This is a genomic window from Streptomyces vulcanius (genome assembly GCF_042653945.1).
GTDB lineage: Bacteria > Actinomycetota > Actinomycetes > Streptomycetales > Streptomycetaceae > Streptomyces > Streptomyces mangrovi.
On record NZ_JBHSFK010000001.1, the window covers coordinates 160939 to 182485 of the forward strand.

A 21547-nucleotide genomic window follows, 5' to 3' on the forward strand; every position below is an offset into this window, starting at 1 on the left:
TCCTTTGATCGTTTGACAATCACTGACAACTACTGACAATCACTCGGTCACAGCCGGCGCGGGAGCTCCGACAGTTCGCCGCTTTCCGGCCCGACGCGGGCCGACATCCACCCGGCGACGTCCCGTACGAGGTCCGGCGGCAGCACGTCCATGCCGACGCCCACCCGCAGGTCGACCAGGTGGATCCACACCTCGCGGGCCCGTAGCCACGGCACTTCGGACGCCGGGATCTCGCGGCCCTGTCCGCTGGTGACCGTGGCCGACCGCCGGCGTCGTCCGTCAGTGCCTCGGCCGCCCTGGCGGACCGGGCGGCGGACTCCTGGGCCCAGGCCAGGAGGTTGACCACGGCGTCGGCATCGGGGGATGAGTCCGGCGGACGCGAAGCCGTCGTACGGCCAGCGGAGTTCGGGGTTCTTCTCCTCCGGGGCCATGGCGGGCGCCATGCCGTCGGTGTCAGTGGCCATCGGGGGATGCTTCGGCGTCGAGGCGGCGCGTGATGTCGGCGCGCAGGGCCTTCTTGTCGATCTTTCCGACCTTGGTGGCGGCGAGTTCGGGGACCGCCACCAGCCGGTCCGGGAACTTGAAGCGGGCGATGCCCGCGCCCTCCATGACGTGGTGGATGTCGTCGAGGGTCACCGTGTGGCCCGGTTCCGGTACGACGTAGAGGCAGACGCGCTCGCCGAGCCGGTCGTCGGGCATCGCCACCGCGGCGGCGCGGGCGACGCCGGGGGCCTGGTAGGCGAAGTTCTCGATCTCCTCCGCGGAGATGTTCTCCCCGCCCCGGATGATCATGTCCTTGTCGCGGCCCTCGACGACGAGGTTGCCGTCGGGCAGCAGCCGCACGATGTCGCCGGTGCGGTACCAGCCGTCCTCGGTGAAGGCGCGGGCGTTCTGCTCCTCGGCGCGGTAGTAGCCGCGCGGGGTGTACGGGCCGCGGGTGAGCAGCACGCCGGGGGCTCCGTCGGGGACCGGGTCGCCCAGTTCGTCGACGACGAGGAGCTCGTCGTCCTCGCACATGGGGCGCCCCTGCGTCGTACAGATGACGTCTTCCGGGTCGTCCGGGCGCGTGTAGTTGAGCAGGCCCTCGGCCATGCCGAACACCTGCTGGAGCGTGCAGCCGAGTTCGGGGCGCACCCGGCGGGCGACATGGTCGGCGAGCCGGGAGCCGCCGACCTGGAGGACCCGCAGCGAGCTCAGGTCGGTTCCGGGGTGTTCGCGGTGGTGGTCGAGCCAGCGCTGGGCGATGGCCGGGACCAGGGCCGAAGCGGTGACACCCTCTCGCTCGACGATCGGGAACGCCTTCTCCGGGTTGGGAGAACCCAGCACCACCCGGCCGCCGCCCAGTAGCGCGCCCAGCAGGCCGGGGCAGGCGAGCGGGAAGTTGTGGCCGAGGGGCAGCGCGGCGAGGTAGACCGTGTCGGGGCCGAACGCGCAGACCTCGGCGCTGCGGCGGGCGTTGTAGAGGTAGTCGTCGTGCGTGCGGGTGATGAGCTTGGGCAGCCCGGTGGTGCCGCCGGAGAGCAGGAAGACGGCGATCGAGCGGCTGTCGGGCCGGTAGGCGTCCACGGCGGCCCGGTCCTCGGGAGTGCCGGGCGCGGCGCACAACTCCCGCAGGTCCGCGGCGTCGTCGCCGGCCTTGTCCCCGAGTACGAGGACGTGCTGGAGGGTTGGCGAGTCACCGGCGACCGCGAAGGCCATCGCCTGGTGGTCGTGGTCCTTGAGGAAGTCCGGCACCGCGATGGCCACGGCCTCACTGTGCTCGACCAGGTGGCCGATCTCGTGTCTGCGGTGCCCGGGCAGTGCCATCACCGGGATGACGCCGAGGCGCAGACAGGCGTAGGTCAGGATCACGAACTCGGCGGTGTTGGGGAGTTGCACCACGAGCCGGTCGTCCGGGCGGAGCCCGAGCGCGGCCAGGCGCAGGGCCACGGCGTCCGCCCGCTCAGCCAGTTGACGGTACGTCAGCCGTCGGTCGCCGTCGACGAGTGCGACCGCGTCGGGAGTGGCGTCGGCGACGGCATGGAGCCGGTCGCCGATGGCGTGACCTTCCCAGTACCCCTTCGCGGTGTAGCGCTCGGCGTACTCCGGGGGCCAGGGGACAGCGCCGTTGCTGCTCGGCCTTGGCATGATCGTTCTCCTCAGGTGCGGTCGGCCGTGCGCACGATCACGGCGTCCAGGGCGATCAGCCCGTCGGCGGTGAGCCGCAGCGGATTGATCTCGATCTCGGCGGTGTGCGGACTCGCGGCCAGGGCGGCGGCGAGCGCCGAGACAACCCGCCCGAACTCGGACCGGTCGAGCACCGGCCCGCCGCGCCAGCCGTCGAGCAGGGCGCGCGCGGCCAGGTCGTCGGGCATCCCGGCGGCCTCGGCCGCGGAGAGCGGGGCGAGCCGGATCGCCACGTCCGCGAGGGCCTCGGCGGCCGTGCCGCCCAGCCCGGCGAGGACGACCGGCCCGAACACGGGGTCCCGCCGTACGCCGAGCACGAGGTCGACGCCGGCCGGGGCCATCGCCTCGACCAGGTAGCGGCGGTCGGGGCCGATGGCGTCCAGCGCCGCGTCGAGTTCGCCGGGGGTGCGCACGCCCAGGTGGACTCCGCCGATCTCCGTCTTGTGGAGGATCGCGGCGTCGAGCACCTTGACCGCGACGGGCCCGCCCAGCAGGCGCAGCGCGTCGTGGGCGTCGGCACGGGTGTCGCAGGCGACGCGGTCGGGGGTGCGGATCCCGAGGGAAGCGAGGAACGTCTTGGCGGCGTCCTCGTCCACCGGACCGGACGGCACGGATGCGGTCGTCTCCCGCGAAGGCGCGTCGGCACCCCTGGCCCGCTGCCGGGCATGCGTCACCAGTGCCCGTACGGCGTTGGCGGCCGACGCCGGTCCGGTCAGCGCCGGAATCCCCGCCTTGTGCAGCCTCGCCCGCTGCTCGGCGACGTCCTCGGGCAGGCCCCCGACGACGACCACGGCCGGGGACCCGGCGCCGAGGCCGGCGTCCTGCGCGGCCGAGGCGAGGTCGACGCTGTCGGGCTCGGTCAGGGCGTAGACGGCGAGCAGGTCCACCGCCGGATCCGCGGCCGTGGCGTCGAGGACACGGGCGAAGGTCTCGGCGGGCCGACCGGTGTCGACCGGGTTGCGCTGATAGGTGAGCGGGGGAAGCAGCTCACTCAAGGCGCGCCGAGTGGCATCGGCCAGCTCCGGCATCCGGATCCCGTCACTGCCCGCCCGGTCCGCGAGCAGCAGCCCCGGTCCGGCCTGGGCGGTCACGACGGCGAGCCCCGGGTCGGGGTCGGGGCGCAGCCGGATGCGGGAGAGAGCGGTGAGCGCGTCCACCATCTCCCGTTCGTCGTCGACGACCACCGCCCCGGCCTGCCGCAGCGCGGCGCGCGTCGTACGCCAGGAGGTGGCGAGCGCGCCGGTGTGCGACCGGGCGAAGTCACCGACGTCGCTGCGGCCGACGACCAGTGCCACGACCGGCTTGACGGCAGCGACCCGGCGTACGGCCTCGACCAGCCGCGGCCCGTCAGGAACCGTCTCCAGGTGCAGGGCGACGGCTGTCGTACGGCCGTCCCCCACGAGGTGCTCCAGGACGTCCGCGGCGGTGACGTCGAGGCCTGCCCCGATGCCGACGCCGAGGCTGATCCCGTTCCCGGCGGCGACCAGATCGAAGGAGAGCGCGTGGTTGACGCCTCCGCTGGCCGCGACGACCGCGATGTCCCCGGCCGGCAGCTGCCCGGCCGCCGGCACGAAGCTGGCCGTCAGGCTCAGGTGAGGGGCGAAGAAGCCGGAGGTGTTGGGGCCGAGCAGGCGGATCCCCGTCTCCTGGGCAACGCGGCGCAGTGCCTCCGCGTACTGCTCGCCCTCCGGGCCCGCCTCGCCGAAACCGCCGGCGCAGACCAGCGCCGCACGGCAGCCCGCGGCTGCCGCCTCGGCCAGTGCCCGGGCGCAGCCGGCCGCGGGTACGCAGAGCACGGCCAGGTCGAGCCGTCCGCCGGTGTGCGCGGCGGCTTCGGCGACCGAGGCGTACACACCCTCGTCGGGTTCCGGGCGGCGCGCGTTGACCAGGGCTCGGGCGCCGGGGAAGAGGGCCAGCGAACGGGCCATGGCGGCGCCCAGCTTGCCGCTCTGCCGTGAGGCGCCGATCACGACCACGCCCCGGGGCGCGAACATCGGCGTCAGGTTCGTGCTCATACCGGCTCCCCCGCCACCAGGTCGGCACGCCCGGACAGCAGCAACGTTTCTGCGCGGTCGTCGTCCATCGCGTCCTCCACGATCAGTGCGGGTACGCCGTGCTCCAGCCGGGCCTGTTCGGCGAGCAGCGACCGGGTGAGCGGGGTTCCGCCGTGCACGGCGACCAGGTCGGGGGGCGTGTCGCCGCTCAGGGCGTCGGCCAACTCGCTGTAGATCTCGGGTAGTTGAGTCTCGCTGCCTGGTGCGGTGAGCCACCGGCACCCCTCGGAGCGCAACGCCGTGAGGTCGGCCGCGGTCAGCCGCCGTCCGCCGAACTCCCTGAACGGCGTGTCCAGGGGATCGAGCCCCTCGTGCGCCGCCCGCCAGTCCTGTACGACCTGCTCGACGAACTCCGGGTCGCGGCGCGCGATCCGTTCCTTGCCGATGCTGCGGGAGATGAAGTGGAAGGCGAACCGCGTCGGTTCGAACGCGTCGTGGTAGCGCCCGAAGTGCTCCCACCACGACAGGCTCGGACGGGCGGCGCCCTGGATCTTCGCCACCGAGGGCTGCCGCGCCGCCTCGTACGCCTCCAGCGCGCTCGCGAGGTCGTCCCGGTGGGCGAGGAGGCTGTCGGCGAGGGAGACGGCGTCCTCCATGGCCATCTTGGTGCCGGAGCCGACGGAGAAGTGCGCGGTGTGCGCGGCGTCGCCGAGCAGGACGACGTTGCCGCTGTGCCAGCGCCGGGTGCGCCGGGTGCGGAAGTTGCCCCAGCGGGAGTTGTTGACCAGCAGTTCGTGCCCGTCGATCTGCCCGGCGAAGAGCTTCTCCAGGTACCGCTTGGTCTTCTCGTCGCTCGACCCTGGCGGTTGCGCGGTGTCGAACTCGTCGAGCCCTGCCCGCCGCCAGGACTCCTCGTCGGTCTCGACGATGAAGGTGCTGACGCTGTCGCTGATCGGATATCCGTGCACGGCGAAGGTGCCGTGCGGGCCGTGCTCGTGCACGAAGGTCAGACCGTCGAAGAGGTAGTCCGTGCCGAACCAGATGAACTTGGCGGTGGCGACCTCCACCGTCGGCACGAGCACGTCGGCGAACCGGTCACGGAACCGGGAGTTCGCCCCGTCGGCGGCCACGATCAGGTCGTAGCCGGCCAGTTGCGCGGGGTCCGCGGGAACCTCGTGGCTGAACCGGAGCTCGACGCCGACCTCCTCGGCCCGCCGGTGCAGCAGTTCGAGCAGGGTCTTGCGGGTGATGGCCGCCATGCCGTTGCCGCCGCACCGGATCCGCTGCCCCTTCAGCCGCACCTCGATGTCGTCCCAGTGCCGGCCGTGCTCCGCGAGCGCGGTGCGCAGCACCGGATCAGCCGCGTGGATGGCGGCCAGCGTCGCGTCCGAGAACACCACGCCGAAGCCGAAGGTGTCCTCCGGGCGGTTCCGCTCGAAGACCGTCACCTCGACCGACGGATCGGCCTGCCTGATGAGCGCCGCGAAGAACAGCCCGCCGGGGCCGCCCCCCACGCAAGCGATCCGAGTAACCATGGCTCCTGCCTCCACGTCGAGTACAAGCCCAGACTCAGGCCCGGACGCATACTGTGTCAACAGATCGACGGACGTCAATAATTTGTCGCACATCATCGAGGCGGATTGCCCGGTGGAAACAGGGGTTCCATCGGCCTCATGACTCATCATCACGACGGCCGTCCGTGTGACATAGTCGGTTCCGTGAAGCCTCGATCGATCGTCTTCGACCTGTTCGGCGACTACGTCCGCTACCGCGGCGGCGCCGCCCGGCTGCGCACCCTCAGCACGCTGATGGGCTGCTTCGGCGTCGGTGAGAGCACCGTGCGAGTGGTCCTCGCACGCCTGCGCAAGGAGGGCTGGTTCGACGTCCGGCGCGAGGGAAGAGAGACCCTCTACGCGCTCAACAAGCGCAGCCTCCAGCTCCTCGACGAAGGCCGCTCACGCATCTTCGACCGGGCACCGTCCGACTGGGACCGGCACTGGTACATGGTCATCTACTCGGTCCCCGAGAGCGAGCGCGGCGTACGCGACCGCATCCGCAAGGATCTGGCCTGGCTGGGCTTCGGCCCCCTGGCCCCGTCCACCTACGTCTCCCCCCACGACCGGCTCCAGCAGGTCCGGGAGAAGTTCGCGGACGAGCCCGCCATCCGCCTGGACACCCTGCGCTGCCAGTCCGGCGGGCTGCCCGTCGACCGCGAGATGGCGGCGCGCAGCTGGGACCTCGCGGCCCTCAACGAGGACTACCGGGAGCTGCTGCGCACCTACCGCAGCCGTATGCCGTCGTACCGGTCCGGACACCTCGGCCCCGAGGAGGCGCTGGTCGAGCGCATGCGGCTGACCTACGACTACCGCAAGTTCCCCTTCCGCGATCCGGACCTGCCGACCGAACTCCTGCCCGCGGGCTGGGTGGGCCACGAGGCGCACGAGATGTTCCTGGAGGCCCACGAGATCCTCGGCCCGTCGGCCGAGTCCCACTACGACGAGGTGGCCGGCCCTCGCCCCGTCGAGTAGGGCCCTACGAGCCCTACGACAGGTACCCCAGCTCGTGCGACGCCGCGGCCACCGTGTCGCGCAGGTCGCGGGTCACCTCGGCAAGGTGGTCCGGTGTGCCGAGACTCTCGGGCAGGACGACGGAGACGGCGAGCGGCAGCGGGTCGCCGACCGCGAAAACGGGCGCGGCGACGGAGATGATGCCCGGGATGACGCCGCTGTGCGTCACGACATGCCCCTGCTCGCGGATCTGAGCCCGTAGGGCCGCGAGGCGCTCGCTCGTCCACTCGGCCTCCTTGCCGTGGAGCTCTCCGCCCAGTACCTCGTCGGTGAGACTCTCTGGCAGATGGGCCAGGAAGACCTGGCCCACGGACGACGTGAGCAGGGGAAGCGTGGCGCCGACGCGCACCGTCAGGGGCAGCGGGCGGGTGCCGTACGCCCAGCTCACCACGATCGGGCCACGGTCCCCCCACACGGCCAGGTTCACGGAGTGGCCCGTGCGGTCGCGGAGCCGCGTCGCGTGGCCGCTCGCCACCGCCACCTCGTTGGTGCGACGCAGCGCCTCCGCGCCCAGGCGGCGCATCGCGGCCCCGAAGTCGTAGAGGCCCGACGCGGGATCCTGCGAGGTCAGGCCGATGCGGCCGAGACTGACGAGATAGCGGTGCGCCTTGCTGGGCTGCATGCCGCTGGCCTGCGCGATCGCCGACAGGCTCAGCGCACCGCCGCCGCTCTCCAGCGCCAGCAGGACCCGCATCGCCATCTCGACGGACTGGATGCCCTGCCGCTCCCCGTTCTCCCTGGGATCGGTCTCGGTCACAGCGCAGCCTTCTCCCCTGCCGGTGGATGAACGCGGTCAGCCTATCGAGGCGGACGGCAAACAGATTCTACATTCACTATTGCGGAACGCATTACGTTCTGGTGAACTGCGGGAGCGGTGGCACTCACCTCCCCGACTGCCCCGGTCACATCGGCGGCCCGTTTCGCAGCCGCCCGGAGCCGCTCGCCCTTCGGCACACACATGCCCTCGATGACCAGCTCCCCGCACCCGAGATCGACCGCAAACGCGCACACCCCCGAGGAGAACTCCGCAATGAAGCTGATAGGCCTCGAAGAGCACTTCGTGACCCCCGACCTGGTGGGCCATGGCGCGTCGACCGCGTCCATCGCCCAGCCCGGCGCCTGGGCCGAAGCCTCCCGCCGCCTCCTCGACCTCACCGAGGAACGCCTCGACGACATGGACGCGGCCGGCCTGGACATGCAGGTCCTGTCGCTCAACTCCCCCGGCCTCCAGGCGGAGAAGGACCCGGCCGCCGCCGTACGCCAGGCGACCACGGTCAACGACTTCCTCGCCGGTGTCATCGCCGAGCACCCCGACCGCTTCTCGGGCTTCGCCGCCCTGCCCCTGCAGGATCCCGGGGCCGCGGCCGACGAGCTGGAGCGCGCGGTCACGCAGCTCGGACTGCGCGGCGCCCTGGTCAACGCGCACACCCACGGCAGGTACCTGGACGACCCCGCCCTGCGCGTCGTCTGGGAGCGCGCCGAACACCTCGACGTACCGCTCTACCTGCACCCGGCCAACGGCGTCGACACCGCGCACGTGCTGTCCGGGCACCCCGAGCTCGTCGGACCGATGTGGAGCTGGGGCGTCGACACGGCGACCCACGTCCTGCGGCTCATCTTCGGCGGCGTCTTCGACGACTTCCCGAACGCCAAACTGCTCCTCGGCCACATGGGAGAGGGACTGCCGTACGTGATGTGGCGCATGGACTCCCGCTGGGAGTTCCACGCGCACCACGGAATCGAGCTGAAGCGGGGCCGTCCCTCGGAGTACATCCGGAACAACCTCTACATCACGACCAGCGGGGTCTGCTCCCCCGCCCCGCTGCTCACCGCTCTGCTGTCGATGGGCGCCGACCACATCCTGTTCGGCACCGACTACCCCTTCGAGGACATCGGGACGGCCACGAGGTTCCTGCGGGACGCCCCGATCAGCGACGCCGACCGGCTCAAGATCGGCCACCAGAACGCCGAGAAGCTGCTCGGCCTCGCCCCCACCCACGCACCCGCGTACGCCGGTGTCTGAGCGGAAGGGCACGCACGTGTACGACGTCGCCGTCATCGGGTACGGGCCCGTGGGCATGGTCACCGCGGCGCTGCTCGGGCAGGCGGGCCACGACGTGGTCGTCCTCGAGCGCTACCCGACCCTCTACAACCTTCCGCGCGCCGCCATCTTCGACGACGAGACGATGCGGACCTTCGACCGTCTCGGCATCGCCCGCGATCTGCTGCCCACGCTGCACGTCCAGCGGAACTACGAGTGGCGCAACGGCGCCGGTGAGCTGCTCATCGAGCACGACTTCGCCGCCGTCGGCGGCCAGGGCTGGGCGGAGTGGTACATGATGTACCAGCCCTACCTCGAGGACGCCCTCGACGGCCTGGTCCGCGGTCTCGGGAACGTCGAGATCCGGATGGACGCCCGGGTCACCGACCTGCACAGCACGCACCACGGCGTGGACATCCAGGTCGAGGGAAGCGACACGGCCGTCCCGGCCCGGTACGTCGTGGCCTGCGACGGCGGCAACAGCTTCACCCGCGGCCGGCTCGGCGTCGGGCAGGAGGACTACGGGTTCTCCGAGCCGTGGATGGTCTGCGACTTCCGTCTGACCGGTCCCTCGGACGTCCCGAAGGCCCGCCAGGTCTGCGACCCCGAGCAGCCGACATCGATCATCTCGCTGGGCCCCGGGCACCACCGGTTCAGCTTCATGCTCGACTCCGCGGACTCCTTCCCCGTCGAGCGGGAGCCCGGCCGGGTGTGGGACCGGGTCGCCGCCTACCTCGACCCCTCGCGGGCCGACCTCGTCCGCGTCGCCACGTACACGTTCCGCTCGCTCGTCGCGGAGCGCTGGCGCGACGGCCGGATCCTGCTCGCCGGAGACGCGGCCCACCAGATGCCGCCCTTCCTCGGGCAGGGCATGTGCTCGGGCATCCGCGACGCCCAGAACCTCGCCTTCAAGCTCGACGCCGTACTGCGGGGCGCCGACGACGCGCTCCTCGACACGTACCAGAGCGAACGCGAGCCGCATGTGCGGGCGATCATCGCCAAGGGCATCGAGCTCGGCCGCGTCCAGACCATGCGCGACCCGGTGGCCGCCGCCGAGCGCGACGCCCGCCTGATCGCGCACCGCGAGGCCGACGGGCGCCCCGAGAAGATGCGCTTCCCGGGTCTCGGCCCGGGCCTGCGCGACACGTCCCCGCAGGCGGGACACCTGATGCCGCACGGCCGGGTGGAATCGCACGGCACCGAGGGACTCTTCGACGAGGTCCTCGGCCGCGGATTCGTCCTCCTCGTCGACGGCCGCGAGGGCGCCTCGCTCGACACCTCGGCCCTCGATCCGGCCGCCGGGCTCGGCGTGGCCGTCCACCACCTCACCGACCGCCGCCTCACCACCGGGGGGATCACCGATGTCGGCGGCGTCTACGGGCGCTGGTTCGACGAGACCGGCGCCGCCGCCGTTCTGTGGCGGCCCGACTTCTACATCCTCGGCACCGTGGACTCGCTGTCCGGCGTCCCGGCGCTCCTGAAGACACTTGCCAAGGCAGTCGAGCCGGTACAGGCTCCTGCCATCGTCGGAGAAGGGATCCGGCCATGACCGCACCGTCCGTCATACGCCCGACCGTCCGCAGAGTGCCCGCGAACACGTTCATGCTGGTCGCGGCCTGGGTCGTCGCGTCCCTCGAGGGCTACGACCTCGCCGTGTACGGCGTCAGCGTGCCCGCGATCCTGGGCGACCCCTCGCTCGGCATCGACAAGGCCGAGGCCGGCACCATCGGCTCGCTCGTCGGCATCGGGATGCTGATCGGCGCGGCCCTCGCCGGGGCCCTCGTCCACCGCACCGGCCCGCGCCGGCTCCTGCTCGTCGGCACCACCGTGTTCTCGCTCGGCATGGCCGCCTGCACGTTCGCCGGCGGCGTCCCGTCCTTCGGGGCCGGACGCCTGGTCGTCGGCCTCGGCCTGGGCGTCGTACTGCCGACGATCAACGCGTACGTCGCCGACCTCAGTGAGCCGGGCCGCCGCAGCCGCAACGTCGCCCTGATCATGAGTGGCTACGCGGCCGGCGCCCTGTGCTCCCCCCTGCTCGGCACTCTCCTGCTGCCCGACGTCTCGTACCGCTGGCTGTACGTGATCGGCGTGATCCCGGTGTTCCTGGCCGTGCCGCTGGTGCTCCGGCTCCCGGAGAGCCCGTTCCACCTCAGCCGTACGGGCCGCACGGCCGAGGCGAGAGCGGTGGAGGAGCGGCTCGGTCTCGCCCCGTCGGACGCCTCTCCGACGTCGGACCCGGGTAGCTGGCTCGGGATCGGCTCGCTGCTGACGGGCGGGCTCGCGGTCTCGACCGTGCTGTTCTGGGCGATGTCCTTCTGCGGACTGCTTCTGGTCTTCGGCATCAGCACCTGGCTGCCCAGCATCATGCAGGCCGCGGGCTTCTCCCTCGGCTCGGCGCTGCTGCAGACGGCGGCCATGTGGCTGGGTGTCGGCGTCGGGGCCGTCGTCGGCGGCCGTGTCGCGGACGCGCTGGGCGCCAAGCGTGTGGTGGTCGTGGCGTTCCTGGTCGGCACCCTGAGCCTGGTGGCGATGAGCACCCGCCCGCCGACGCCGGTCATGTTCGTGCTCATGTTCATCAGCGGGTTCGGGTTCATCGGCTCGCAGATCCTCGGCAACGCGTTCATCGTGACGCGCTACCCGGACGCCCTGCGCGGCAACGGCCTCGCCTGGGCCCTGTCCATCGGCCGCTTCGGCGCGATCGCCGGCCCGTCCCTGGGCGCGTACGTCCTCAGCTCGGGCGCCTCCGTCGACTGGGCCTTCTACGCCTTCGCCGTACCGGCGCTGATCGGGGCGTTCGCGGCAGGCGCGGTACCCCGGACGCGAGCGGTGACGGCATGACGCGAGTCGTCTACGAGTCCTGGGGCCAGCGGGTCGTCTTCGGCTCGGGCACCGCACGGGACGACGTGGCGGCCGAGGTCGCGGGACTCGGCGCGAGCCGGGTCCTGGTGATCGCGGCCGAGGGGGAGCGCGCCCTGGCCGAGGACATCTGCAAGGACGTTCCCGTCGTGGCGACGTTCGGCGCCGTCCGGCCGCATGTGCCGGCCGAGGTGGCGCGAGCCGTGCGGGCGGCAGCCCACGAACACGCGGCCGACCTGCTGCTGAGTGTCGGCGGCGGCTCCACGACGGGCACCGCCAAGGCGGCCGCGCTCACCACCGGCCTGCCGGTCCTCGCCGTCCCCACGACCTACGCCGGCTCCGAGGCGACCCCCGTCTGGGGCCTCACCGAGGACGGCCACAAGCGCACCGGCGTCGACCCGAAGGTGCTCCCCCGGGTCGTCGTCTACGACGCGACACTCATGCTGTCGCTGCCGACCCGCCTGTCGGTGACGTCGGGGCTCAACGCGCTCGCCCACTGCGTCGACGCGTGGTGGGCCCCCCGGCACAACCCGATCAGCTCCGCCCTCGCCGTCGAGGGCGTCCGCTCGCTGGCATCCGCGCTGCCGCGCATCGTCGCCGACGGCCAGGACATCACGGCCCGCCGGGAGATCCTCTTCGGCACCTATCTCGGGGCGGTCGCGTTCGCGGGGGCCGGCTCCGGACTGCACCACAAGGTGTGCCACGTCCTCGGCGGCGCCTACGACCTCGAACACGCCGCCCTGCACTCGGTGGTCCTGCCGCACGTGGTCGGCCTCAACCTGGCCGCGGCGCCCGGGGCGGCGCGGTACCTCGGAGCCGCGCTCGACGCCGGCGCCGACCCGTTCGGCGCGCTGCTCGGCCTCTACTCCCGGCTCGAACCTCCGCGCTCGCTGGGCGAGTTGGGACTCGCCGAGGCGGAACTCGACCGAGCCTGCGACCTGGTCATGGCACAGGTGCCGGACACCAACCCGCGGCGCGTGACCCGCGACAAGATGCGCGAGCTGCTGGGCCGCGCGCACCGGGGCGACACCCCGGTGGCCGTCCCCCTTCCCACGGAAGAGCACCCCCGATGACCCAGACGCCCGAACAGGAACTGACCGACAAGGTCGTCGCGAGCTTCGACACCGCGAAGGACGAGCGGTTCCGCGAGGTCATGCAGGCCCTCGTACGGCACGCCCACGCGTTCGTGCGCGAGACCCGCCTCACCGAGGACGAGTGGGGCGCGGCGGTCGGCTTCCTCACCGCGGCCGGTCGCATCACGACCGACACCCGCCAGGAGTTCGTCCTCCTCTCGGACGTCCTCGGCATCTCCATGCTCACCGTCGCGGTGAACGAACCGGGCCTCGACGAGTCGACGGAGTCCACGGTCCTCGGCCCGTTCTTCGTCCAGGACTCGCCCGGGATCGAGCTGGGCGGGAACATCGCGGGCGGCGCGACCGGTGAGCCCGCGTGGGTCGACGGCCGGGTCACGGACACCGACGGCAACCCCGTCCCCGGCGCCCGCGTCGAGGTGTGGGAGGCCGACGACGACGGCATGTACGACGTCCAGTACGACGACGCGGTCCTCGCGGGGCGCGCGCACCTGTTCACCGATGCCGAAGGCCGCTACCGGTTCTGGGGGCTCACCCCCACGCCGTACCCGATCCCGGACGACGGCCCCGTCGGCCGGCTCCTCGAGCACGCCGGCCGCTCACCGATGCGCGCGCCGCATCTGCACTTCATGGTGACGGCACCCGGCTTCCGGCGTCTCATCACTCACATCTTCGTGGCGGGCGACACCTGTCTGGACGCCGACTCCGTCTTCGGCGTGAAGGAGTCACTCATCCGCCCCTTCGACCGCCACGAGGCCGGAACACCGACGCCGGACAGCCGCCGGCTGGAGGGCCGGTGGACCTCGACGGTCTTCGACATCGTCCTCAGGAAGGAGTGAGCGGGCACCTCCCGGAGGCCCTTTCGGGTCGGGCATGCGCGATCATGATCGGCATGGACGCTCGTTTCCTTGGCATCGCCGATCTCGTCGAAGCACCGTCCGTGGCGGTCGTGGTCGACGTCATGCGTGCTTTCACCGTGGCCGCCTGGGCCTTTGCCCAGGGGGCGGAAAAGATCGTTCTTGCCGAGTCGCCGGACGAAGCCCTGGCGCTCAAGGCTCGTCACCCGGATTGGGTGGCGCTCAAGGACGGTCCGCCCGCGCCCGGTTTCGACTACGTCAACTCGCCGGGCCTGCTGCGGTCTGTCGACCTCGGCGGACGGACCGTTGCGCAGAAGACCACGGCGGGGACGGTCGGCGCCCTCGCGGTCAAGGAGGCGTCGCTGGTGCTGTGCGCCGGCTTCGTGGTGGCGGAGGCAACGGCTCGGCTCTTGCGGACGCGCAGGAGTGACGGTTTCACGTTCGTGGTCACTGGCGACGACGGGCAGGCCGATGAAGACCTGGCGTGTGCCCAGTACATCGCCCGGAGGGCCACCGGGGCTGAGACGGATGCCGCCGAGTTCCTCCGCCGCGCCGCCGCGTCGCGTGCCGCCGCCGAACTGGCGGAGGGGGTGCGCCAAGGAGTCCATCCTGATGATGTCGCGCTCTGTCTTGAGCTCGACCGGTTTCCCTTTGCCATGGTGGCGGCCTTGGAGGGCTCGCTCATGGTCCTGCGCCCGTGCGCCGTGCCTTCGGCGCACGACGGTCAGCCGGTTGCGTGAACGTTGTTGGCTCGGTCGGCGTCACAGCAGTAGCCGACCTCGAGGGAGCCATCATGTCCACCGGACGTTCCCGTCTTGCCGCGCACAGCAGGGCCCCGAACAGCGCGCCGGCGGAGACGGAATGGGGCCTACGCGGCCGACGGCCGTCCCCTGTGACCCCCGGCTGGTCGGGAAGTCTCCGGTCAGTGGTTTGTTCCCGTCGCCCAGAGCGCGGTGTCGCCGGACTTGATCACCACGTTTCCGTCGGCCTGGAACACGAGGACCGCTCCTGGGTGGCCATTGGTCTGTGAGGCCCACAGGGGCTGCCCGCCGCTGTTGTAGACAACCAGATTGCCGTCCGCCTGGAAGCGGGCGGAGTTGCCCTCGCCCCCGGTCATCGCGGCCCAGCGCGCCTTGTGGTCCTGGTCGTAGACCACCAGGTTGCCGTCCTCCTGCATGATCAGGCTCCTGTCCCCGGCCACCACGGACTCTCCGGTGGCGAGCTCGAACGTGGCCTGTACGACCTTGAGTTCTACCGCGTCCCCCTCCTGGGTCTCCTGCGGCTCCTGGGCCGAGGCGGACGGCGGCCTCCCCTCGGTCGCCGAGGCGGCCGAGCCGGACGGCTGTCCCTGTCCGGACGGGGAGGACTCGGCCGAGGAACTCTGCGCACCGAAGTGGACGGTGGCCACCACGGCCACCACGACCGCGACCGCCGCGATCGCCGCGGTCAGCAGCCAGGCGGGCAGACCGCGTCGGCCGGGCTCGGCCGGGGCGGCGAGGACGGTGTCCGACCTCGTCGTCGGGGACGGTTCCTGACCGACGACGGGGGCCGCGACGGTGCGCTGCGCGATGTCGACCACGGTGCGCGCCGAATGCTCGGCCTCGGTCAGTGTTCCGGCGAGAACCGTGGGGGATTCCTCAGGCCAACGCCCGATCCGGCCGCCCCTCTCCTCCAGCCATCCGCTCAGCCGGGCCGCCGTCGGGCGCGCGGCCGGATCCTTGGCCAGACACGCGGTGAGCAGCGGCACCAGCTCCGGGGGAACGCCTGCGAGGTCGGGTTCCTCGTGGACCACTCGGTACAGCAGGGTGGCCGCGGGGATCTGTTCCCCCGCGCGTGAGAAGGGGCCGCGTCCGGTCGCGGCGTACACCAGCACGGCGGCCAGCGAGAACACGTCGGCGGGTTCGGCGGCGACACTGCCGATGGCCTGGTCCGGTGCGAGAAAGCCGGGGGAACCCACGGAGACACCGAGGCGGGTGTGCCGGCTGTCGTCGGCGGCCCGTGCGACCCCGAAGTCGATCAGCCGTGGACGGTCGCGTGCCAGCAGGATGTTCCCGGGCTTGACGTCCCGGTGCGCGAGGCCGGCCTGGTGCACGGCCTGTACGGCGCCGCACAGTTCGGCGGCGAGTGAGAGCAGCGCGTTCCGCGGCAGCGGGCCATGGGCCGGGACCCAATCGGCGAGCGACGGCGCGGGCACATACTCGGTGGCCAGCCACTGCGGGCGCCGGCCCGGGGCGCTGTAGTCCACGACCGTCACGGTCCACGGCGAACGGACGCGGTCGCTGTTGCGTATCTCGCGGGCGAACCGCTCCTCGAATCCCGGCTCGGAGCTGAGATCGTCGCGGATCGTCTTCAGCGCGAGCAGTCGGCCCGAACCCGTACGGGACAAGAACACCTGCCCCATGCCGCCCGCACCGAGTCGGCCGAGCAACGGATAGCCGCCTATGGACGTCGGGTCCGAAGGCTGAAGGTTGTTCATGGCGACTGTTTCCCCGAGAGTGTGCATCAGCGCTCGAACCACGCGCTGGGCCTTGGCCTGCGTGCTGGTGAGCAGGGTGGTCCGAGCTCGCAAGTATGCCGGACGGGTTCGTCCTTCACTCTTCTTTCGAACTCACCCGACACCCACCGCCCTGCCCGGTTCCGCCCTTGTGCCCCAGGGCTTCCCTGTGCCTGCCCTTCCGGGCCCGGACTTCTTCCCTCCCGGTCCCGGGGAGTTCCTGACACGCGGCCGGCAGGGCCGCGTGTCAGGCTCACCCTTCGAAGCGGTAGCCCATGCCGGGCTCGGTGATGAGGTAGCGGGGGTGGGCGGGATCCGTTTCCAGCTTGCGCCGCAACTGGGCCATGTAGACCCGCAGGTAGTTGGTCCTGGTGCTCCGGGAGGCGCCCCAGACCTCCTGGAGCAGGTGCTTCTGAGAGACCAGCCGTCCCGGGTTGGTGACCAGGATCTCCAGCAGATGCCACTCGGTGGGCGTGAGCCGGATGTCGCCCCCGCCCCTGTTCACCTTCTTGGCGAGCAGGTCGATGGTGAACTCGGCCGTCTCGACGAGCGTGGCTCCGGGGGCGAGCGGTACCTCCTCGGTGCGGCGGACGGCGGCCCGCAGCCGGGCGAGCAGCTCGTCCATGCTGAACGGCTTGGTGATGTAGTCGTCGGCGCCCGCGTCGAGGGCGGCGACCTTCTCGTCGGACGCCTGGCGGGCGGACAGCACCAGGATCGGTACCCGGGTCCAGCCGCGCAGGCCCCTGATGACGTCGACGCCGTCCATGTCCGGCAGCCCGAGGTCGAGCATCACCACGTCCGGCTGACGGGCGGCCGCGAGCCGGAGCGCGGTGGCGCCGTCGGGGGCCGCCTCGACCCCGTACCGGCGTGCCTGGAGATTGATGATGAGGGCCCGTACGAGCTGCGGGTCGTCCTCCACCACCAGCACCCGTGTCATGGGCGTGCGCCTTTCCTGTCGTACGCGGCGGCGGGAGCCGGCGGCGCCGGTGGCGGTCACCGGTCGTCGGCTCCCGCTCGGGTCGGGTCACGCCGTCAGCTCTTCGCCAGGAGTTCCTCGAGCGCGATGTTGAGTTCCAGGACGTTCACCCGGGGCTCCCCGATGAAGCCGAGGGTGCGGCCGTCGGTGTGCTCGTCGACCAGCTTCTGTACCCGGGCGACGGTCAGGCCGTTCCGCTCGGCGACCCGGTGGACCTGGAGGTCGGCGTAGGCCGGGGAGATGTCCGGGTCGAGGCCGGAGCCGGAGGAGGTGACGGCGTCGGCGGGCACCTGGGACGGCTTGACCGTGTAGTCCGCGGTCGAGTTGTCCTTGACGACCTTCGCCTTGGCCTCCTCCACCGACTTGACGAGGTTCTTGTTGTCGGCGGAGAGATTGGTGGCACCGGAGAGCAGCAGCTTGTACTGGGTGTTGACCGAGTTCTCGCCCAGTCCGTTCGCGGGGCGCGACTGGAAGTAGTCCAGGCTGTACCCCTGTTGCCCGATGAGCGACGAGCCGACGACCTTGCCCGCCATCCTGACCTCCGAGCCGTTCGCCTTGTCGTGGAACAGCCCCTGGGCGACGCCGGTGACGGCCAGCGGGTAGACGACACCGGTCAACAGGGTCAGCACGAGGAGGGCGCGCAGGCCCGCCCACAGCAACCGGGCAGTGTTCGCGAGAGAGTTGTTCATGTCCTTCACCACGCTTTCGAAGAACTACAGCCCGGGGATCAGAGAGATCAGCAGGTCGATGAGCTTGATGCCGACGAAGGGTGCGATCAGGCCGCCGAGGCCGTAGATCGTCAGGTTGCGCCGCAGCATCCTGTCGGCGCTGACCGGCCGGTACTGCACACCCCTCAGGGACAGCGGCACCAGCGCGATGATGATCAGCGCGTTGAAGATGACCGCGGAGAGGATCGCGGAGTCCGGCGAGGACAGGTCCATGATGTTGAGCCTGTCCAGGCCCGGGTAGACCGCCGCGAACAGCGCCGGGATGATCGCGAAGTACTTGGCGACGTCGTTGGCGATGGAGAACGTGGTCAACGCGCCCCGGGTGATGAGGAGTTGCTTGCCGATCTCGACGATCTCGATGAGCTTCGTCGGGTTGGAGTCGAGGTCGACCATGTTGCCGGCCTCCTTGGCGGCCGACGTACCCGTGTTCATCGCGACACCGACGTCCGCCTGGGCGAGCGCGGGCGCGTCGTTCGTGCCGTCACCGGTCATCGCGACGAGCTTGCCGCCCGCCTGCTCCCGCTTGATGAGGGCCATCTTGTCCTCGGGCGTGGCCTCCGCGAGGAAGTCGTCGACCCCGGCCTCTTCCGCGATGGCCTTCGCCGTCAGCGGGTTGTCGCCCGTGATCATGACGGTCCTGATGCCCATCCGGCGCAGCTCCCCGAACCGCTCCCGCATGCCCTCCTTGACGACGTCCTTGAGGTGGACGACGCCCAACACCCGTGCCCCGTCGGTGTCTTCGACGGCCACGAGCAGCGGCGTACCGCCCGCCTCGGAGATCCGGTCGGTCAACTCCTGTGCTTCCCGGGCGACTTCGCCGCCCTGCTCCCGGACCCAGGCGACGACCGAACCGGCCGCGCCCTTGCGGATCTTGCGTCCGTCGACGTCCACGCCGGACATCCGGGTCTGGGCGGTGAAGGCGATCCACTCGGCGCCGGCGAGTTCGCCCTGATGGCGCTCGCGCAGTCCGTACGTCTCCTTCGCCAGCACGACGACGGAGCGGCCCTCGGGCGTCTCGTCGGCCAGTGACGACAGTTGGGCCGCGTCCGCGAGCTCGGCCTCGGTGGTGCCGCTCACCGGCACGAACTCCGACGCCTGACGGTTGCCGAGGGTGATGGTGCCGGTCTTGTCCAGCAGCAGCGTCGACACGTCACCCGCGGCCTCGACCGCACGCCCCGACATCGCCAGGACGTTGCGCTGCACGAGCCGGTCCATGCCCGCGATGCCGATCGCGGAGAGGAGGGCGCCGATGGTGGTGGGGATGAGACAGACCAGCAGCGCCACCAGCACGACCATCGTGAGGTGCGTGCCGGCGTAGTCCGCGAACGGGGGCAGGGTCGCCACCGCCAGCAGGAAGACGATCGTGAGCGAGGCGAGCAGGATGTTCAGCGCGATCTCGTTCGGCGTCTTCTGCCGGGCCGCGCCCTCGACCAGGGCGATCATGCGGTCGATGAAGGTCTCGCCCGGCTTCGTCGTGATCTTGATGACGATGCGGTCGGAGAGGACCTTGGTGCCGCCGGTGACGGCGGACCGGTCTCCGCCGGACTCCCGGATGACGGGGGCCGACTCGCCGGTGATGGCCGACTCGTCCACGCTCGCGACGCCCTCGACGACGTCACCGTCGCCGGGAATGACATCGCCCGCCTCGCAGACGACCAGGTCGCCGATACGCAGCTCGGTGCCGGGCACCCGCTCCTCGCGGTCCCCGACGAGCCGTCGGGCGACGGTGTCGGTCTTGGCCTTGCGCAGGGTGTCGGCCTGCGCCTTGCCGCGGCCCTCGGCGACCGCCTCCGCGAGGTTGGCGAAGACGACGGTCAGCCACAGCCAGGCGCTGATGGTCCAGCCGAACCAGTCGCCCGGGTCCTTGAAGGAGAACACGGTGGTCAGCAGGGAGCCGATCCACACCACGAACATCACGGGCGACTTGACCATCACCCGCGGATCGAGCTTGCGGAAGGCGTCCGGCAGCGACCTGAGCAGCTGCCTGGGGTCGAAGAGGCCCGCGCCGACCCGGCTCTCCTTGTGACCGGTCGGGACGTCCTGGTGGGGTGCCCGGGTGGGGGTGGCTGTGGACATCGCGTCCTCTTGCTTCGTTACGTCGGTCGTCATGACGCCAGCCCCTCGGCGAGCGGTCCCAGCGCCAGAGCGGGGAAGTAGGTCAGGCCGGTGATGATCAGGATCGCCCCCACCAGCAGGCCGGTGAACAGCGGTTTCTCGGTGCGCAGGGTGCCCGCGGTCGCCGGTACCGGCTTCTGCTCGGCGAGCGAGCCGGCCAGCGCCAGCACGAACACCATCGGCAGGAAGCGGCCCAGCACCATGGCCAGCCCCAGTGTGCTGTTGAACCACTGGGTGTCGGCGTTCAGACCGGCGAAGGCCGAGCCGTTGTTGTTGGCGGCGGATGTGTAGGCGTACAGGATCTCGGAGAAGCCGTGCGCCCCGGAGTTGGTCATCGAGTCGCCGGGCGTGGGCAGGGCCATCGCGGCGGCGGTGAAGACCAGGACCAGCGCCGGGGTGATCAGGATGTAGCAGGCGGCCAGTTTGATCTCTCGGGTGCCGATCTTCTTGCCCAGGTACTCGGGCGTGCGGCCGACCATCAGCCCGGCGATGAAGACGGCGATGACGGCCATGATCAGCATGCCGTAGAGGCCGGAGCCGGTGCCGCCGGGCGCGATCTCGCCCAGCATCATGCCGAGCATCGTGATCCCGCCGCCGAGACCGGTGAAGGAGGAGTGGAAGGAGTCCACGGCGCCGGTCGAGGTGAGGGTCGTCGACACCGCGAAGATCGACGACGAACCGACGCCGAAGCGGACCTCCTTGCCCTCCATCGCACCGCCCGCGATCTGGAGCGCCGGACCGTGGTGGGCGAACTCGGTCCACATCATCAGGGCCGTGAAGCCGACCCAGATGGTGGCCATCGTCGCGAGGAGCGCGTACCCCTGCTTCACCGAGCCGACCATGACGCCGAAGGTGCGGGTCAGCGCGAACGGGATGACCAGCAGCAGGAAGATCTCGAAGAGGTTGGTGAAGGGCGTCGGGTTCTCGAAGGGGTGGGCGCTGTTGGCGTTGAAGTAGCCGCCGCCGTTGGTGCCCAGCTCCTTGATGGCCTCCTGGGAGGCGACCGCACCGCCGTTCCACTGCTGGTTGCCACCCATGAACTGGCCGACCTCATGGATCCCGGAGAAGTTCTGAATGGCTCCGCAGGCGACCAGCACGATCGCGGCGACGAAGGCACCCGGCAGCAGGATGCGGGTCACCCCGCGCACCATGTCCGACCAGAAGTTGCCCAGTTCACCGGTCCGGGAGCGCGCGAACCCGCGCACCAGCGCCACCGCCACGGCGATACCGACCGCGGCCGAGACGAAGTTCTGCACGGCCAGTCCGGCGGTCTGTACGACGTGGCCCATGGCCTGCTCGCCGTAGTACGACTGCCAGTTGGTGTTCGTCACGAACGACACGGCGGTGTTGAACGCCTGGTCCGGGTCGATCGACTTGAAGCCCAGCGAGCCGGGCAGCACGCCCTGGAGCCGCTGCAGCAGATACAGAAAGAGGACACCGGCCGCCGAGAAGGCGAGGACGCCGCGCAGATACGCGGGCCAGCGCATCTCGGTGCCCGGGTCGGCACCGATGCCCTTGTAGATCCACTTCTCGACGCGCCAGTGCCTGTCGGAGGAGTAGACCTTGGCCATGTAGGTGCCGAGGGGGACGTAGGCGAGCGCCAGAGCCGCTATGAGCGCGAGCAGCTGGAGGACGCCGGCGAGTACGGGACCCATGGCGGTG

Annotated in this window: 17 protein-coding genes; 7 read left to right on the forward strand and 10 right to left on the reverse strand. The window is 71.1% G+C overall.

The window, feature by feature from the left end:
• Nucleotides 1-47: 47 nt before the first annotated feature.
• The 4 genes from ACFPIH_RS00790 to ACFPIH_RS00805 are packed head-to-tail and all read right to left on the reverse strand — an operon-like array spanning nt 48 to nt 5674.
• Nucleotides 48-464, reverse strand: coding sequence for a DinB family protein (locus tag ACFPIH_RS00790; protein WP_381166125.1), 417 nt, complete (start codon nt 462-464; stop codon nt 48-50).
• Complete coding sequence (locus ACFPIH_RS00795) at nt 454-2127, reverse strand: (2,3-dihydroxybenzoyl)adenylate synthase (RefSeq protein WP_381166127.1); 1674 nt, start codon at nt 2125-2127, stop codon at nt 454-456. The genes ACFPIH_RS00790 and ACFPIH_RS00795 overlap by 11 nt, the downstream gene beginning before the upstream one ends.
• A gap of 11 nt (nt 2128-2138) precedes the next feature.
• Nucleotides 2139-4181, reverse strand: a complete 2043-nt coding sequence (locus tag ACFPIH_RS00800; protein WP_381166129.1) for an acetate--CoA ligase family protein — start codon at nt 4179-4181, stop codon at nt 2139-2141.
• Complete coding sequence (locus ACFPIH_RS00805) at nt 4178-5674, reverse strand: FAD-dependent monooxygenase (protein WP_381166131.1); 1497 nt, start codon at nt 5672-5674, stop codon at nt 4178-4180. The genes ACFPIH_RS00800 and ACFPIH_RS00805 overlap by 4 nt, the downstream gene beginning before the upstream one ends.
• 204 nt (nt 5675-5878) lie before the next feature.
• Here ACFPIH_RS00805 and ACFPIH_RS00810 point away from each other — a divergent pair, with 204 nt between their 5' ends.
• Nucleotides 5879-6688 (forward strand): PaaX family transcriptional regulator, encoded by an 810-nt coding sequence (locus ACFPIH_RS00810; protein ID WP_381166133.1) that lies wholly within the window; start codon nt 5879-5881, stop codon nt 6686-6688.
• A gap of 13 nt (nt 6689-6701) precedes the next feature.
• Here ACFPIH_RS00810 and ACFPIH_RS00815 read toward each other — a convergent pair whose 3' ends face one another.
• A complete protein-coding gene (locus ACFPIH_RS00815) occupies nt 6702-7484 on the reverse strand; it encodes an IclR family transcriptional regulator (RefSeq protein WP_381166135.1) in 783 nt (260 codons plus the stop codon).
• A gap of 273 nt (nt 7485-7757) precedes the next feature.
• On the opposite strand from ACFPIH_RS00815, the gene ACFPIH_RS00820 reads away from it, so the two are divergent.
• Genes ACFPIH_RS00820 through ACFPIH_RS00845 form a run of 6 tightly spaced genes read left to right on the forward strand, consistent with a single transcriptional unit; the run spans nt 7758 to nt 14312 of the window.
• On the forward strand, nt 7758-8750 hold the full coding sequence (locus ACFPIH_RS00820; RefSeq protein ID WP_381166137.1) for an amidohydrolase family protein: 993 nt from the start codon (nt 7758-7760) through the stop codon (nt 8748-8750).
• Entirely contained in the window at nt 8743-10317 is a 1575-nt protein-coding gene (locus tag ACFPIH_RS00825; RefSeq protein WP_381166139.1) for a bifunctional 3-(3-hydroxy-phenyl)propionate/3-hydroxycinnamic acid hydroxylase, read from the forward strand. The genes ACFPIH_RS00820 and ACFPIH_RS00825 overlap by 8 nt, the downstream gene beginning before the upstream one ends.
• Nucleotides 10314-11606, forward strand: coding sequence for an MFS transporter (locus ACFPIH_RS00830; RefSeq protein WP_381166141.1), 1293 nt, complete (start codon nt 10314-10316; stop codon nt 11604-11606). Before ACFPIH_RS00825 ends, ACFPIH_RS00830 begins: the two co-directional genes overlap by 4 nt.
• Nucleotides 11603-12697, forward strand: coding sequence for a maleylacetate reductase (locus ACFPIH_RS00835; RefSeq protein WP_381166143.1), 1095 nt, complete (start codon nt 11603-11605; stop codon nt 12695-12697). Before ACFPIH_RS00830 ends, ACFPIH_RS00835 begins: the two co-directional genes overlap by 4 nt.
• On the forward strand, nt 12694-13554 hold the full coding sequence (locus ACFPIH_RS00840) for a dioxygenase family protein (protein ID WP_381166145.1): 861 nt from the start codon (nt 12694-12696) through the stop codon (nt 13552-13554). The genes ACFPIH_RS00835 and ACFPIH_RS00840 overlap by 4 nt, the downstream gene beginning before the upstream one ends.
• Nucleotides 13555-13607: 53 nt before the next feature.
• Nucleotides 13608-14312 carry a 2-phosphosulfolactate phosphatase gene (locus ACFPIH_RS00845; protein ID WP_381166147.1) on the forward strand — a complete coding sequence of 235 codons (705 nt, stop codon included), beginning with the start codon at nt 13608-13610 and terminating at the stop codon, nt 14310-14312.
• A gap of 182 nt (nt 14313-14494) precedes the next feature.
• On the opposite strand, the gene ACFPIH_RS00850 is transcribed toward ACFPIH_RS00845, so the two are convergent.
• The 5 genes from ACFPIH_RS00850 to kdpA form a co-directional block, all read right to left on the reverse strand.
• Nucleotides 14495-16048 carry a protein kinase domain-containing protein gene (locus ACFPIH_RS00850; protein ID WP_381166149.1) on the reverse strand — a complete coding sequence of 518 codons (1554 nt, stop codon included), beginning with the start codon at nt 16046-16048 and terminating at the stop codon, nt 14495-14497.
• A gap of 271 nt (nt 16049-16319) precedes the next feature.
• Nucleotides 16320-17003, reverse strand: a complete 684-nt coding sequence (locus ACFPIH_RS00855) for a response regulator (protein WP_381166151.1) — start codon at nt 17001-17003, stop codon at nt 16320-16322.
• Nucleotides 17004-17098: 95 nt separating this feature from the next.
• Complete coding sequence (locus ACFPIH_RS00860; RefSeq protein ID WP_381166153.1) at nt 17099-17731, reverse strand: potassium-transporting ATPase subunit C; 633 nt, start codon at nt 17729-17731, stop codon at nt 17099-17101.
• Between the two features lie 24 nt (nt 17732-17755).
• A complete protein-coding gene (gene kdpB, locus ACFPIH_RS00865; protein WP_381166155.1) occupies nt 17756-19879 on the reverse strand; it encodes a potassium-transporting ATPase subunit KdpB in 2124 nt (707 codons plus the stop codon).
• The gene (gene kdpA, locus ACFPIH_RS00870; protein WP_381166157.1) at nt 19876-21540 is read right to left on the reverse strand and encodes a potassium-transporting ATPase subunit KdpA; all 1665 of its coding nucleotides are present in this window, start codon (nt 21538-21540) and stop codon (nt 19876-19878) included. Before kdpA ends, kdpB begins: the two co-directional genes overlap by 4 nt.
• Between the last annotated feature and the right edge of the window lie 7 nt (nt 21541-21547).